Source organism: Acinetobacter sp. KB005 (assembly GCF_049949095.1).
Classification (GTDB): Bacteria; Pseudomonadota; Gammaproteobacteria; order Pseudomonadales; family Moraxellaceae; genus Acinetobacter; species Acinetobacter calcoaceticus.
Genome location: NZ_CP188191.1, coordinates 137,397 through 151,191 on the forward strand (window position 1 = coordinate 137,397; position 13,795 = coordinate 151,191).

The following is a 13,795-nucleotide window of genomic DNA, read 5'->3' on the forward strand; positions in this document are numbered from 1 at the left end:
CATTCTTTTAAAACTATGAGAATGGCTTGATTTCTACTTGTTGCGCCGCTTTTAAAACGACAACGAACCCACTCAGCGTAAATAACACCATCATCACGCCCATGTTGAGCGATGCAGACCAAATGAGGAAGTTAAGCAGCACGCCACCCAAGAGGCCACAAGCGAATTGCATACTTCCCATAATTGCACTGGCTGTTCCTGCACGGGCACCTTGTTTGGACATTGCTAGTGCCATTGCATTTGGTCCTGTTAAACCAATGCCTGAAATAGCTAAAAATAGCCCTAACATAACAAGCCATAAAGGCGCAGCAGGAATTAAACCCGCAATAAATACGATAATGGCTCCAGTCACTTGTACAAGTGAACCGGCCTTTAACCGCTTAGTGATTTCAACACGTGATGTTAAATGCTTATTTAAAGATGACATCAACATAATGCCAAAAGCATTTAATCCAAAGGCATAAGCAAACTCTTGCTGATTCAGTCCGTATTGATCCATAAAAACTGCTGGTGCTGAGCTGATATAACAAAATAGCGCCGCCCCTGTTAAACAGCCTGCAAACATAGGTAAGCGGAAACTCGCATCTTTGAAAATAGCCCCATATAGAGTAACAACTTGATACGGTGACAGCTTGAGTCTTTTATCGATTGCCAAGGTCTCTTTAAAGAAGAAATGTACGCACAGCCAACATATGACTCCCACGATTGAAAGCGCAATAAAAATCGCTTGCCACGGAAACCAAATTAAAATCCATGCCCCAATCATAGGTGCCAAAATAGGTGCTAACCCCATGACAATCATCATGCTTGAAAAAGCTTGTGCCGAGCCTTGAACATCTAATCTATCGCGTATTGCTGCACGGGCCATAACCACACCAACACAGCCACCTAAAGCTTGCAAAATACGAGCAGCAATCAAGCCCCATTCATTTGTAGCCAATACACAAAATAAGCTTGCGACTGCATAAAGTGCGAGGCCAAAATAAAGTGGTTTTTTTCTACCAATCCGGTCGCTTAGAGGACCATAAACCAACTGCCCAACAGCTAAACCAAAAAAGTAAGCTGGTAGTGTATTGGCCACCATTTGTGTACTTACCCCAAAATCATGCGCCATTTGTGGCAAAGCAGGTAAGTACATATCGATGGATAATGGCCCTAAAGCCGTAAGTAAAGCGAGCAACATAATCCAGCCAATAGAGTATTGACGCTGGGCTGTTTGTTCAGACATAACGATATTTCATTTTTCAATCATTTGCATACAGACAAGCTTACACTGTCTATCGTATGATTTGTGCAACATTGGTGTAGAAATACACAAATCCTTTATCCTCAGGTTGATCAGCAAGGACTTCCTTTGAAATCTTGGTTTAAACGCCTAAAAAGAGCGACTTATAACACAACATTTATGTATAACGTACGAATGCTGATAGCCTTTTCAGGAACTGCTTTCGTGCCTTATTTTCTGGGCTATCAATTAGCAACAATTCCACTTACTTTAGGTGTGGTTGCAGCCGGTTTAAGCGATATTGATGATCGCTTTTCAGTACGAATCATGAACCTGATTTATACTTATATTGGGTTCTTCATTACCGCCGCTTCCGTACAATTACTTTTCCCCTACCCAATGGCTTTTGCTTTGGGATTGATTGCTTCGTGTATTGGCTGGATTTTACTGGGTTCATTAGGACGTCGTTACGCAACCATCTCTTATGGATGTTTGGTTGTTTCAGTATATACCATGCTAGGTGTTCATCTCTTCGACCACTGGTATATTCAACCAGCCCTTTTAGTTGCAGGTGCTGCATGGTATGGCTTAATTGCAACTATTAGTTTTGTACTATTTCCAGTTCGACAACTACAAGACAAACTGGCTGCATCTTATGCATCCCTAGGTGATTTTCTCTTTGCAAAATCAAATTTGTTTGATGTAGATATGACTGCTGCAAGCTATCAGCAAAGTATGATCGAACTGTCATTAGAAAACGGCAAGTTAATTACGATTTTTAACGACTTAAAAACAGCTTTATTAACTCGTTTAAAAGGCGACCGCGGACAAAAAGATACACGCCGAAGCTTACATTATTATTTTGTCGCTCAAGACATTCATGAGCGTGCTGACTCCGCTCATATCGATTATCAAAAGTTAGCCAAAATTTTTCAGCACAGTGATATTTTATTTAGATTCCAGCGAATTTTGGCGGTTCAAGGCAAAGCTTGCCAAGAGTTAAATGAATGTATTTTGCAACGTAAACCTTATAACCATAATAAAAGGTTTAAACAAAGCTTTGAAAACCTACGCCTCTCATTAGAAAAGTTACGTCGTGATCAGCATTATGACCTTTTATGGGTAAATGCACTTTTCGCTTTATATCAAAACTTAAAATCTATCGACTCTCAGTTACTCAACTTAGAAACGGAACAACACATTCAATCTGATAAAGTAAAACAAGCCGAGAACCAGCTTAAAGATGATGATTTACAAGGATGGAATGATATTGTTGTTCGAATAAAACAGAATTTAACTCCTGAATCTGTGCTGTTCCGCCATGCAATTCGCGTCTCAATTGTTCTTTTTATCGGATATGTATTGATTCAAATGACCAATATTGAATATGGCTACTGGATTATGCTTACAGCACTATTTGTAAGCCAGCCTAACTTCAACGCAACCAAACGTCGCTTACGCTTACGAATTGTCGGAACATTAGTTGGGATTATTGTAGGTCTTGCGATTATCTTCTTAATTCCTTCAACCGAAGGGCAACTATTCATGTTGATATTAAGTGGCGTTCTGTTTTTTGAATTACGCAGTAAACAATATGCGCAGGCAACTGCCTTTATCACAATATTGGCATTAATTAACTTTAATCTAGATGGTTCGGCAATGGCTGCGGCTATTCCTAGATTTGTAGATACTTTAATTGGATGTGCTTTAGCTTGGTTTGGCGTGACATTTATTTGGCCCGACTGGAAGTTCCGTCGTTTACCTCGCAACATCAGACGTTCATTACAAGCTCAATGTAATTATTTAGCTGAAGTTGTGAAACAGTATCATGAAGGCCGTAATCATGCGCTGAATTATCGTATTGTACGTCGAGCTGCACACAATACAGATGCTGAAGTTGCTTCACTTATTTCCACTTTAGCGACTGAGCCAGACTTTGACCCAACTCGTAAATCCGATATTTTTGAATTTTTATGTTTAAACCATACATTTTTAAGCTATATCGCGGCACTTGGGGCACATCGAGAAAGCCTTCAGGATCAAGCTGTCCTTAAATTATTAGACCAAGCGCTAGATGATATTCAAGGAGCTCTATTAAGAGATGAGATGCCTGATCTTACAGCACAAAATATGCTCCAAACGATACGTCAGCGTCTAAGCCAAAATGATGAAAATGACCAAAAATCACTCATTATTTTACAGCAGCTCTCACTCATGCTTGGTGTGCTGAACCGATTTAGTATGTTAAAACAACGTCTAAGTCATGATCTTGATAATGATGCCAGTGAGCTTGCATCATTATAAATTTGAGTCGGAATTTAGTATTAAATTGGCATAATATCCTTTCCTGACTTATGCCAATTAGTGCTAAACTTAAAACAGTTTACAATTTGTTATTTGCACTATGACCGCGAAAACTTTATACGCTTATACGCTTCAGCCTGTTCCATATGACGTGTCAGAAGCTGAACAACGTAATGCACAGCTTCTTATCTGGCGCAGCACCAATAAAATCAGCACAAAAATTTGGGCAATTATGGGTGTAGTTTTAGCCCTAGCTATATTAGGTCTTATTTTTATTAAGAACTACTCTACTGTTTTTTGCTGGGTTGCTATTGTCGCTGTAGTACTTTACTACCTAGGTCGTAAATACGGATTAGAATGGTACGTTAAACGCAAAATGAATGAATTTCCGGTACAGGAAATCAAAGGTATTCGTTTAGGCGTGCAGCCTCATGGTATTGTGATGCGCCAAAAAATGGGCCAACAAGAAGGCGTTGGTACAATTGGATGGAAAAATATCTACGAATGGTACAATGGACCTGATTTCATCTTGGTAAATTTCAAAGTAAAAGATCCAAAAGGCCAAGAACAACAAGGTGCTTATATTTTACCTAAGCGCATGGATTCTAAAAACTTCTCGTTCAATACGATTCGCACGCATTTAAAAGAAGCTGTAGGCGAACCGAAAACTCTGTAAGTTCTGATTTCATAAAAAGCCTCCTTATGGAGGTTTTTTTATTGCAGTAAAAACAAATGATAATGAAAATTAATATTATCTCCAAAATCCATATTATCTACTCAATCTTCGGCTATACTTCGTTACAAGATCTCCATCATATTCACATTTTCGACCATGTTTAAAAAAATTTTATTTCAAATTCATTGGTTTCTGGGTATTACTGCTGGCCTAATCTTATCCATTATGGGTGTAACAGGTGCAATTTATTCTTATGACCAACAAATTTTAAAATGGGTAAATTCTGATAGTTATGTTGTTCAAGCTGAAAGCACTCCAAAATTAACCCCTGCTCAGCTATATCAACATTTCAATACGACTCAGCCTGAAATTAAAATTAATAGCATTACGATTGCCAAGGATCCGACCGCCTCTTCTACTGTCAATATTGAAAAAGAAGGTGAACGCCGTGGCTATAATATGATGGTTAATCCTTATAACGCTCAGGTTCTGCCCGATGTTAAAGGCCGAAAACTGTTGTTATTAATACAACAAATTCATCGTAATTTAACCGCAGGTGAAGTTGGCAAGCAAATTACTGGTGCTTGTGCGCTCATGTTAATTTACTTTGTACTGAGTGGATTATATTTACGCTGGCCTAAAAAGCATTCTGCCCGTCAATGGCTCGCGGTTAAACCAAAATTGAAAGGCCGAAATTTTATTTGGGATCTACATGCTGTTGTTGGGACATGGGTAATTGTTTTTTATCTACTATTCGCATGTACAGGTCTATATTGGTCTTATGACTGGTGGCGTAGTGGCATGTTCAAAGTGATGGGCGTTGAACAACCCAAACCACAAGGTCATGGCCCTACCCCTCAAAATCGAGGAATGCAACAAAATAAACGATCTGAGCATAATACTGATAAAAAATCAGAGCCTCAATTAGATAATACTCAGCTCATTACAGCACTTAATCAAACATGGAGTGGATTCAATAGTCAGGTCGGCCGTGATTATTCGACACTAACATTAAGCCTACCTAAAAAAGATGATGGAAAAATTGAGTTAAGCTTTGTCGATGCTACCCCCCAACACGAACGTGCACGCAACCAAGCCATTTATAATTATCAAACTGGCACTATCGAAAAGATGGAGCTCTACGAAGATAAAAAGCTTAATCAAAAAATCATGAGCAGTATGTTACCTGTACACCGTGGTAGCTTCTTTGGACCAATTTATCAATTCGTTGCGATGCTTGCGTCATTGGCAATGCCTTTATTCTTTGTTACAGGGTTGATGCTTTATGTTAAACGCCGCAAACAGAAAAAGTTAACACAGGCAGCTCGTCAGTCTTTAGCTGGGCAATACATTGATCCAAATGCAAAGCCTTGGCTTATTACCTACGCAACTCAAACTGGTGTAGCAGAACAACTTGCTTGGAGTACAGCAACAAGTTTACAAGAAGCTCATCAACCAGTTCTGATTAAACCTGTACAGCAGCTAACACAATCTGATTTAGAGCAGCATGAGCAGGTTTTATTTGTAATCAGTACATACGGCACTGGTGATGCTCCTGACCTCGCTACAAGCTTTGCTAAAAAGCTTTTAAAAGCAAATCTAGATCTTAAGCACATGAACTATGCTATTTTGGCGCTAGGTTCTAAAGAATATCCTGATACATATTGTAGTTTTGGTCATGCAGTAGATGCTTGGCTTAAAACTAATGGTGCTCATGCTCTCTTTAATACAATTGAAGTTGATAATGTAAACCTATCGGATATTCAAAATTGGAATCAATCACTTGCGAAAGCAACTAAATTAGATTTACACGCTGTAAATTTAGAAAAAGTTTTTGATACATGGAAGTTACAACAACGTGACTTACTCAATCCAAATAGCTTAGGGCAACCTGCTTATAATATTGAGCTTAACGCAAAGCACGAAGCAATATGGCAAGCTGGTGATATTGCTGAAATTCAGCCAGGTAATAGCCCTGAACGTATTCATGCATTCTTGCAGAAGCATCATATTCTTAAAAATGCCAAAGTTGACTCATTACAGATTCCAATTGAGAAAGCGCTTTGGAATAAAAACTTAACTGGTGAAATTGAACCATTTGCTAATCTAGATCATTTATTGGAACAGCTCCCAACTCTACCAACACGCGAATATTCAATTGCGAGTATTCCTTCTCAGCAAGTACTTCGTTTAGTTGTTCGTCAACAGCATGATGAGTCTGGTAACTTAGGTTTAGGTTCTGGATGGCTGACTCAACATACTCAAGTCAATGATGACGTTGCTTTGCGTATTCGTACCAATGAATCATTCCATCTTATTGATGACAACCGCCCTATTATTTGTATTGGTAACGGAACCGGTATTGCAGGTTTAATGAGCCTGTTACATACACGTACTCGTCATGATTACACTGAAAACTGGTTAATCTTTGGTGAACGTCAAAGCGCATGTGATCTCTTCTATGCATCAACAATTGAAGCATGGCAAACAACAGGAATGCTAAAACGTCTAGATTTAGCATTTTCCCGAGATCAAGAACAACGCGTGTATGTTCAAGATGTAATCCGTCAGAATGCAGCAGAATTAGTAAGCTGGATAGAGCGCGGCGCTGTTCTCTATGTTTGCGGTAGTATTGATGGCATGGCAAGCGGAGTCGACCAAGCACTGATTGAAATTCTAGGTGATGAACAGGTAGATGAATTAAGACAACAAGGCCGTTATCGCCGTGATGTTTATTAAAGGCTAATAAATCAGAAAACCGAGTAATGGCACAGTTGCTTTACTCGGTTTTTTATTGCATTCAAAATGATTTTGCATACACTGTCTGCAATTTAAATTGCAACTGTAAACACAATGCAAGTCAGTAAGTGGATCCGTATTTTCCTAGCAATCATTGGTTCGATTTTATTTCTAGATGGATTAGTTTTAATTTGTCTCAATAAAATTAATGTCGGCACAATTATCCCTTTAATTTTGGGCGCCTTCTTCTGCCTCTATTCTTTATTCTATTATCATTTAGAGCGTTTCTTCTTCTATCACTATCGCTTACACACACTTTGGCGTTTTGGATGGTTATGCCTCTGGATATGGCTAATTAGCTTAGGCTATTTCTTTGATTTTATTAAAGAGAATAAAGAGACAAGTCAAAATCTGCCTCCAGTAAATGCAATCATTGTATTAGGTAGTGGCGTTGAAAATGGTCAACCATCCAAAACTCTTGCAAAACGTTTAGATACGGCCGCCCCTATTGCTCTAAAACAGCTCCAAGCAAAAGTTGTTGTAACGGGAGGTCTTGATTTTTCAGAAAAGGAAAGCGAAGCATTAGTGATGTCGCGTTATCTAGAACAACATTATCATTTAGCAAAAGAACGAATGATACTTGAAGATAAAAGTACAAGTACTGAACTCAATCTAATGAATAGTAAACCACTATTAGCACAGCACCACATTACCCTCGACCAACCGATTGCTATTGTGACAAGCGATTTCCACACTCCACGAGCAGCAGCTATTGCTAAAAAACAAGGTTATACACAAGTTTATACAGTGGCGGCTGAAACACCATTAGCTACTCGCTACAATTCTTGGTTACGAGAATATTTTGCTTTTGCAAGTGGATGGTTTTTTAACGAATATTAAGAATGACTTATTTCAAAACTGCTATTAAAAAATAGCAGTTTTTTTTACGCAAGAAAGTATTGTTATTGGTTAGAAATAGATCTAGTAAGCTTATGAAATATATAAAACTCTATTTGAGTCATTACATGGCAAATTTAATATGAGAAAAATTTATTCAATAGAAATATAAAATAAATTTTTTAAGAAAATTTTAGGTGAAATAATTTTAGTCTACAACTCAGGCAATCACTTTTAAACACAGTTAGGTTTTAAACCTATAGCCCCAAATTAAATAACATAAAAGTCATTTATCCAAATAAAAAATAACTTAACTAATGATTTTCAGTCAATTGGAGATATAAACTTTGAGCTTTAGAATAGAACAACTAAATTTAGAGTGACTTAAATAAAGAATTCAAATATAGATTGAGAATTATAGATAAATAAGCAATTTAAATATTAGAAAAATTTAACTTTCGGAATGAAATAATGGTGGGCGCTGACGGGATCGAACCGCCGACATTCTGCTTGTAAGGCAGACGCTCTACCAACTGAGCTAAGCGCCCCTAATGAGAAAAGATAACAAATGTATCTTTATACTCTACATTCTCTAGACAAGGGAATCAAGAGAATGGCGCAGCGGACGGGGCTCGAACCCGCGACCCCCGGCGTGACAGGCCGGTATTCTAACCAACTGAACTACCGCTGCACTACAATACTTTAAAATAAAGTATGGTCACATATATGGTGGGCGCTGACGGGATCGAACCGCCGACATTCTGCTTGTAAGGCAGACGCTCTACCAACTGAGCTAAGCGCCCCAAGAAGAAAAATTAATTATTCATTAATTTTTTGATATAAGATTTTTACATCTCAAATCATCTTCCAAACACAACTCGAACTGAAAAGTGGCGCAGCGGACGGGGCTCGAACCCGCGACCCCCGGCGTGACAGGCCGGTATTCTAACCAACTGAACTACCGCTGCACTTTCACAATATCGAAATTGTGGGGTAAAACGATGTTAAGTCTTAAGTGGCGCAGCGGACGGGGCTCGAACCCGCGACCCCCGGCGTGACAGGCCGGTATTCTAACCAACTGAACTACCGCTGCACTTGAGAGCTTAACGTAAAGGCTTGGTGGGCGCTGACGGGATCGAACCGCCGACATTCTGCTTGTAAGGCAGACGCTCTACCAACTGAGCTAAGCGCCCTTTAACGTCTTCATCGTTTGTGAGGTGCATTATAGAGAATCTTTAACAGGTGTCAAACGCTTTTCGACTTCTTTTTAAAAAAATGCGAATGAATGATTAAAAATAAGTCATTATTAAGTAAAAAACAATTTTTTGTATTTTATTTAAACACTTATTTCAATATTTTCTGCATTTACACCGCTAACTAAGAATAGAGAAAACTCGCACTCAGGTTAAAGATTGTTCAGATAAATAAACTAATGCATCTTCAGCAACTAAATCAAATAGCTCAATGATTTCTTCATTACGCATTCGAACACACCCATGTGACATTGGCACCCCCATTGGTTGCGTGTCTGGAGTTCCATGAATGTAGATATAACGTTGCATAGTGTCGTGGCCTTCCCCTTTATTAAACCCAGTCTCTAGGCCATCTAACCAGAGAATACGAGAAAGTATCCAGTCTCGTTCAGGATATTGAGCAGCTAACTCAGTGCTATAAACCTCCCCTGTTGGCTTACGTGCGATAAAAACTGCATTTTTGGGAGACTCTGCACCAATTTTCTTCGCCACTCTATGCCATCCACGTGGTGTTCTACCCGTGTTTTCCTGCTCACCAATTCCATTCTTTCCTGTAGAAATGACATAAAACTTATTATGTTTAGGTAAAGTTAATGTTTGGTTTGCTAAATCGATGAGAACATCAGCATCTTCGAACTTAAATTGAGACATTGAACTTATTCTCTTATATCAACTCAAATATTTTGAGTTTAGCTAAAAAATTATTGTAAGGGCTTCTCTTGCATTGAAAATAAAAGATTATCAATCTTCTTTTATCTACGCGCAGTTTCACAGCTTGTCTTGCGCCAAAATAAAAGATTATCAATCTTTTATTTTGGCTCAGGGCGTAGCCATAACCAAACTGCAACGATGAACATAGTAATATCAGTAAAAACCTTGACCAAAAGTGGCGCTGAAGTAAATAGCATTATAATTCCGCTAATTGCCATCATTATGCTTGCAATCCACTTCGCTTTACGAGGTACTGTGCCATTGGCTCGCCAATTACGTAATGTTGGTCCATATTTAGGGTGATTTAACAACCAATCATCCATTTGTGGCCAACCTTTTGAAGCAGCCCAAGCAGCCAGAATCAAAAACACTGTTGTCGGCATACCTGGTAAAATTGCTCCAATAATGCCTAGCGTGATAAAAATCACGACTAAAGAGCGCCAGAACAATGTTCGCATATATAAACCTTAACCTGCTGTTGGCGTTAGTATAAAGTGTTTTTCTAATGTTTTTTTGTTGATCCGTTATGAAATTAGGATGAATTACTTCGAGTATTAAATGTATGAATATTGCCTCAGTTAAAACCTCCTATTTCGAACCATGGCTACAATTTCAACATCCTATAGTTCGACAGCTGGCATTTTGTATTGCTAGTCCAAATTTACTTTCCCAACTACCAAAAAGTCTATTTATACAACATCATTTTAAGCTACATCCAACCGAAGTATGGGAAAGTCATTTTCAAAATTATTTTCCACGTTTAAAAGAGCTCGATCAGTCCCCAGAGCCTTTAATTCAGTTTTTATCTCAGCTTAAAAGTACACGTTTAGGTTTGCGCTTTGAGCATCTACTCTGGTTTTGGCTACAAGAGGATCAGTACCATCCCTATCAATTATTGGGACATAGTATTCAAAAAATTGAGGGGGCAAAAACATTAGGCGAGCTGGATTTTTTAATTTTAAATAAAGACACTCAAAAAATTGAACATTGGGAGGTCGCCTTAAAATATTATCTCGGTGAGGCAGATTTACATTTAGAACAATGGATTGGCCTGAACCGTCAGGATACTTTAAGCAAAAAGCTTTACCACTTTACCAACAAACAATTTCAATTTCTTGAAGCATTAAACTTTGAAATTCATCAACGCTTTGCAGTCTTAAAGGGACAACTTTATCTCCCTTTAGATTTAAATTTGCAGCAGCCCCTACCTGAATGGGTCAATTTAAAACGTCGTTTGGGATATTGGGGCACCACAGTTCCTCATTCTTCTTTTTATCGATTAGAAAGGCATGAATGGCTGTGCCCAAATAAACAGCCTAGTTCCGCCCCAGCACATTGGTGGACAGACGGCTTATATTGTAAAAGTGGTCAGGAGGTTCAGTTTTTTATGTTTAGACACCCTTCACACTTAAAATTGAAGTCCAACATTCAGAAATTTAAATAATTAACAATAAATTTAAGATTCTAGACACATTTTATAACGTTTTTACTATTAAACAGTCATGTTTCTTTTTCCGTTTGTTTTTTAATCTAAATTTACTTCATTATTAAATTTAAACGGAGAAAATGATGAAAAAAGTTTTAGCTGCTTCTGTAATGATTGCTGTTGTTTTAACAGGCTGTAATACGTTTAAGGGTTTTGGTAAAGATGTTTCTAAAGCAGGTGATGCTGTAACGAATACTGCTGAAAAAACACAAGATAAAATGTAAGTTAGAGTTGTCACTAAAAAACCTTATCATTCCGATAAGGTTTTTTTATTTTTACGTACCCATCAGGTAGAGATTCGCCTATTATATCGGACTATATTTCACCTGATCAGCACGCAATTTCCGGTATGAACCATTCAGATACTCTCTCGCTTAGCCTAGAACTTTTACAACAACCTTCTGTTACTCCAATTGATCACACTTGCCAGACCATCATGGCAGACCGTTTAAGCCAAGTTGGTTTTCATATTGAACCAATGCGTTTTGGTGAGGTAGATAATCTCTGGGCACGTCGTGGAACTGAAGAACCTGTATTTTGTTTTGCAGGTCATACTGACGTAGTCCCGACAGGTAAATTAGAAGCATGGAATTCAGACCCATTTGCACCTGAAATACGCGATGGAAAATTATATGGTCGCGGTTCGGCAGATATGAAGACAGCTTTGGCAGCTATGGTTGTCGCATCTGAGCGTTTTGTAGCAAAACACCCAGACCATAAAGGATCTATCGCATTTCTGATTACTTCTGATGAAGAAGGTCCTGCGGTTAACGGTACGGTCAAGGTTATTGAGACTCTTGAAGAACGTAATGAAAAAATTAAATGGTGTTTGGTCGGCGAACCCTCAAGTACTCATAAATTAGGTGATATTGTTAAAAATGGGCGTCGTGGTTCCCTCAATGCTGTATTAAAGGTCCAAGGTAAACAAGGCCATGTGGCTTATCCACATTTAGCACTAAACCCAATTCACGAAGCATCACCTGCTTTAACAGAGCTATGCCAAACTGTTTGGGATAATGGAAATGAATATTTCCCAGCAACATCATTTCAGATTTCAAATATTCATGCTGGAACTGGTGCAACCAACGTAATTCCAGGTACTTTAGAAGTTACTTTTAACTTCCGTTATTCAACAGAAGTGACTGCTGAACAGCTTAAACAACGTGTTCATGAGATTTTAGATAAACACGGTTTACAGTATGAAATCGTTTGGAATCTCTCTGGTTTACCTTTCCTGACTCCAGTTGGTGAACTCGTTAATGCGGCTCAAACTGCGATTTTAAATGTAACTAGCACTGAAACTGAGCTTTCAACAAGTGGTGGTACTTCTGACGGACGTTTTATTGCTCCAACAGGCGCACAAGTATTGGAGTTAGGCGTTCTTAACGCAACAATTCATCAAATTAATGAACATGTTGACGTACATGACCTCGATCCACTCACTGATATTTATGAGCAAATTTTAGAAAATTTATTAGCTTAAAATATTAAAGTTCAATGAATAAAAAAAGCATCCTCTTTAGGATGCTTTTTCTTATCTTAAATTGTTATCTTTTAGAATCTTAGAATACGATTCGTATTCACTAATCCAGATAGTTGGCGTTTTACAAGATACTTAAAGAGCATCTTCTGAATGCTTATCTATCCACTGCAATATAGTGGGCCAGACTTCCTTAGCAGCATTTTGGCTAAGTGCGATTCTACTGTGAGAATAATTTTCTAGATTATTATTAGAAAGTCCAAACTCACGGAATATATTATTTTCATTTTCAAATGCTTCCAAATATTCATAGCATCCTTTTACTGGCGCAATGAACTTATCCCCAGTACCACAGATGGAATATATCGGAACTCTAATAGAGGCCATAAATTTTCTATAATCAATATCTTTAAAATCACTTATAAAATTCTGATTTAAATTCCAGTTAAACCATGGTCTCATCGTATAATAGGTTTCATTTACTCCTCCCAACTTAAATTTACTAGCAGGGATCTGTCCTAGACTTTTAACAACCAGTTTTGCAGAAAGTAACTTAAGAAAATCAAAAGGGCTATTTACTGCTCCAAATGCTTGGCAAGCGACAAAAGTAATACTTTGAATAAGATTTAAATATTCAGAATGATTAATCAAGAACATTGTTAAACATAGCCCTCCTCCACTATGCGTTACACAGTGTAAAGATGATATATTTAAATGATTATAAATATAGTTAAACGCAGCTTTATATTCGTATAAAGCCACTGTTTCAAAATTAAAGGGTACATCTGTTTTTGGGCTAGCGCCATGCCCTCGCCATTCTAAAATAAAACATACATAACCATGACTTGCCAAATAACCTGCGATACCCATACAAACAGTTTTGTCTGAAAATGCACCATGAGATAAAAAAATTGCTTCTTTTTTTGTCAGAGAATCTTTTCTATTTGAAATTTCCCACAATGCAAACTCACCACGATCCTCTGTCTCTAAAATATGCAGCTCTTTATTAATTGACATTTATTTT

Annotated in this window: 11 protein-coding genes and 6 tRNA genes; 7 read left to right on the forward strand and 10 right to left on the reverse strand. The window is 37.9% G+C overall.

All coding sequences use genetic code 11. The features are described from left to right. Positions 1–13 precede the first annotated feature (13 nt). A complete protein-coding gene (locus ACPF64_RS00685) occupies positions 14–1,228 on the reverse strand; it encodes a multidrug effflux MFS transporter (protein WP_426455171.1) in 1,215 nt (404 codons plus the stop codon). A 126-nt stretch (positions 1,229–1,354) separates the two neighbouring features. On the opposite strand from ACPF64_RS00685, the gene yccS reads away from it, so the two are divergent. From yccS to ACPF64_RS00705, 4 genes are all read left to right on the forward strand, one after another. Continuing rightward, positions 1,355–3,529, forward strand: coding sequence for a YccS family putative transporter (gene yccS, locus ACPF64_RS00690; protein WP_426455173.1), 2,175 nt, complete (start codon positions 1,355–1,357; stop codon positions 3,527–3,529). 100 nt (positions 3,530–3,629) lie between these two features. Continuing rightward, complete coding sequence (locus tag ACPF64_RS00695) at positions 3,630–4,205, forward strand: SdpI family protein (protein ID WP_005036343.1); 576 nt, start codon at positions 3,630–3,632, stop codon at positions 4,203–4,205. Positions 4,206–4,361: 156 nt separating this feature from the next. After that, positions 4,362–6,944, forward strand: a complete 2,583-nt coding sequence (locus ACPF64_RS00700; RefSeq protein ID WP_426455175.1) for a PepSY domain-containing protein — start codon at positions 4,362–4,364, stop codon at positions 6,942–6,944. Positions 6,945–7,058: 114 nt separating this feature from the next. After that, complete coding sequence (locus tag ACPF64_RS00705; RefSeq protein ID WP_080027716.1) at positions 7,059–7,844, forward strand: YdcF family protein; 786 nt, start codon at positions 7,059–7,061, stop codon at positions 7,842–7,844. A 469-nt stretch (positions 7,845–8,313) separates the two neighbouring features. On the opposite strand, the gene ACPF64_RS00710 is transcribed toward ACPF64_RS00705, so the two are convergent. The 8 genes from ACPF64_RS00710 to ACPF64_RS00745 all read right to left on the reverse strand — a co-directional run bounded on the left by ACPF64_RS00710 (position 8,314) and on the right by ACPF64_RS00745 (position 10,263). Further along, positions 8,314–8,389, reverse strand: a tRNA-Val gene (locus ACPF64_RS00710). Between the two features lie 66 nt (positions 8,390–8,455). After that, positions 8,456–8,532 (reverse strand) — tRNA-Asp (locus ACPF64_RS00715). Between the two features lie 36 nt (positions 8,533–8,568). Then, a tRNA-Val gene (locus tag ACPF64_RS00720) sits at positions 8,569–8,644 on the reverse strand. An 88-nt stretch (positions 8,645–8,732) separates the two neighbouring features. Further along, a tRNA-Asp gene (locus ACPF64_RS00725) sits at positions 8,733–8,809 on the reverse strand. A gap of 48 nt (positions 8,810–8,857) precedes the next feature. Then, positions 8,858–8,934: transfer RNA gene (locus ACPF64_RS00730), tRNA-Asp, on the reverse strand. A gap of 24 nt (positions 8,935–8,958) precedes the next feature. Continuing rightward, positions 8,959–9,034, reverse strand: a tRNA-Val gene (locus tag ACPF64_RS00735). 207 nt (positions 9,035–9,241) lie between these two features. Continuing rightward, entirely contained in the window at positions 9,242–9,745 is a 504-nt protein-coding gene (gene elsL, locus ACPF64_RS00740; RefSeq protein ID WP_133747778.1) for a cell wall-recycling L,D-carboxypeptidase ElsL, read from the reverse strand. A gap of 158 nt (positions 9,746–9,903) precedes the next feature. Beyond that, positions 9,904–10,263, reverse strand: coding sequence for a YbaN family protein (locus tag ACPF64_RS00745; RefSeq protein WP_133747777.1), 360 nt, complete (start codon positions 10,261–10,263; stop codon positions 9,904–9,906). Positions 10,264–10,367: 104 nt separating this feature from the next. Here ACPF64_RS00745 and ACPF64_RS00750 point away from each other — a divergent pair, with 104 nt between their 5' ends. The 3 genes from ACPF64_RS00750 (at position 10,368) to dapE (ending at position 12,774) form a co-directional block, all read left to right on the forward strand. Next, entirely contained in the window at positions 10,368–11,249 is an 882-nt protein-coding gene (locus tag ACPF64_RS00750; RefSeq protein ID WP_426455179.1) for a DUF1853 family protein, read from the forward strand. A gap of 122 nt (positions 11,250–11,371) precedes the next feature. Then, complete coding sequence (locus ACPF64_RS00755) at positions 11,372–11,515, forward strand: entericidin A/B family lipoprotein (protein WP_003655297.1); 144 nt, start codon at positions 11,372–11,374, stop codon at positions 11,513–11,515. Between the two features lie 125 nt (positions 11,516–11,640). Beyond that, positions 11,641–12,774, forward strand: coding sequence for a succinyl-diaminopimelate desuccinylase (dapE, locus tag ACPF64_RS00760; protein WP_426455181.1), 1,134 nt, complete (start codon positions 11,641–11,643; stop codon positions 12,772–12,774). Positions 12,775–12,906: 132 nt separating this feature from the next. Here the strand turns inward: dapE and ACPF64_RS00765 are convergent, their stop codons facing one another. After that, entirely contained in the window at positions 12,907–13,788 is an 882-nt protein-coding gene (locus ACPF64_RS00765) for an alpha/beta fold hydrolase (RefSeq protein WP_426455183.1), read from the reverse strand. Positions 13,789–13,795: the final 7 nt, after the last annotated feature.

What these genes read in the sequence shown, in the direction of transcription:
- ACPF64_RS00685 (WP_426455171.1), bottom strand. Translation starts at nt 1,228, where the DNA reads ATGTCTGAACAAACAGCCCAGCGTCAATACTCTATTGGCTGGATTATG.
- ACPF64_RS00695 (WP_005036343.1), top strand. Translation starts at nt 3,630, where the DNA reads ATGACCGCGAAAACTTTATACGCTTATACGCTTCAGCCTGTTCCATAT.
- dapE (WP_426455181.1), top strand. Translation starts at nt 11,641, where the DNA reads ATGAACCATTCAGATACTCTCTCGCTTAGCCTAGAACTTTTACAACAA.
- ACPF64_RS00700 (WP_426455175.1), top strand. Translation starts at nt 4,362, where the DNA reads ATGTTTAAAAAAATTTTATTTCAAATTCATTGGTTTCTGGGTATTACT.
- ACPF64_RS00755 (WP_003655297.1), top strand. Translation starts at nt 11,372, where the DNA reads ATGATGAAAAAAGTTTTAGCTGCTTCTGTAATGATTGCTGTTGTTTTA.
- ACPF64_RS00765 (WP_426455183.1), bottom strand. Translation starts at nt 13,788, where the DNA reads ATGTCAATTAATAAAGAGCTGCATATTTTAGAGACAGAGGATCGTGGT.
- ACPF64_RS00745 (WP_133747777.1), bottom strand. Translation starts at nt 10,263, where the DNA reads ATGCGAACATTGTTCTGGCGCTCTTTAGTCGTGATTTTTATCACGCTA.
- ACPF64_RS00750 (WP_426455179.1), top strand. Translation starts at nt 10,368, where the DNA reads ATGAATATTGCCTCAGTTAAAACCTCCTATTTCGAACCATGGCTACAA.
- elsL (WP_133747778.1), bottom strand. Translation starts at nt 9,745, where the DNA reads ATGTCTCAATTTAAGTTCGAAGATGCTGATGTTCTCATCGATTTAGCA.
- ACPF64_RS00705 (WP_080027716.1), top strand. Translation starts at nt 7,059, where the DNA reads ATGCAAGTCAGTAAGTGGATCCGTATTTTCCTAGCAATCATTGGTTCG.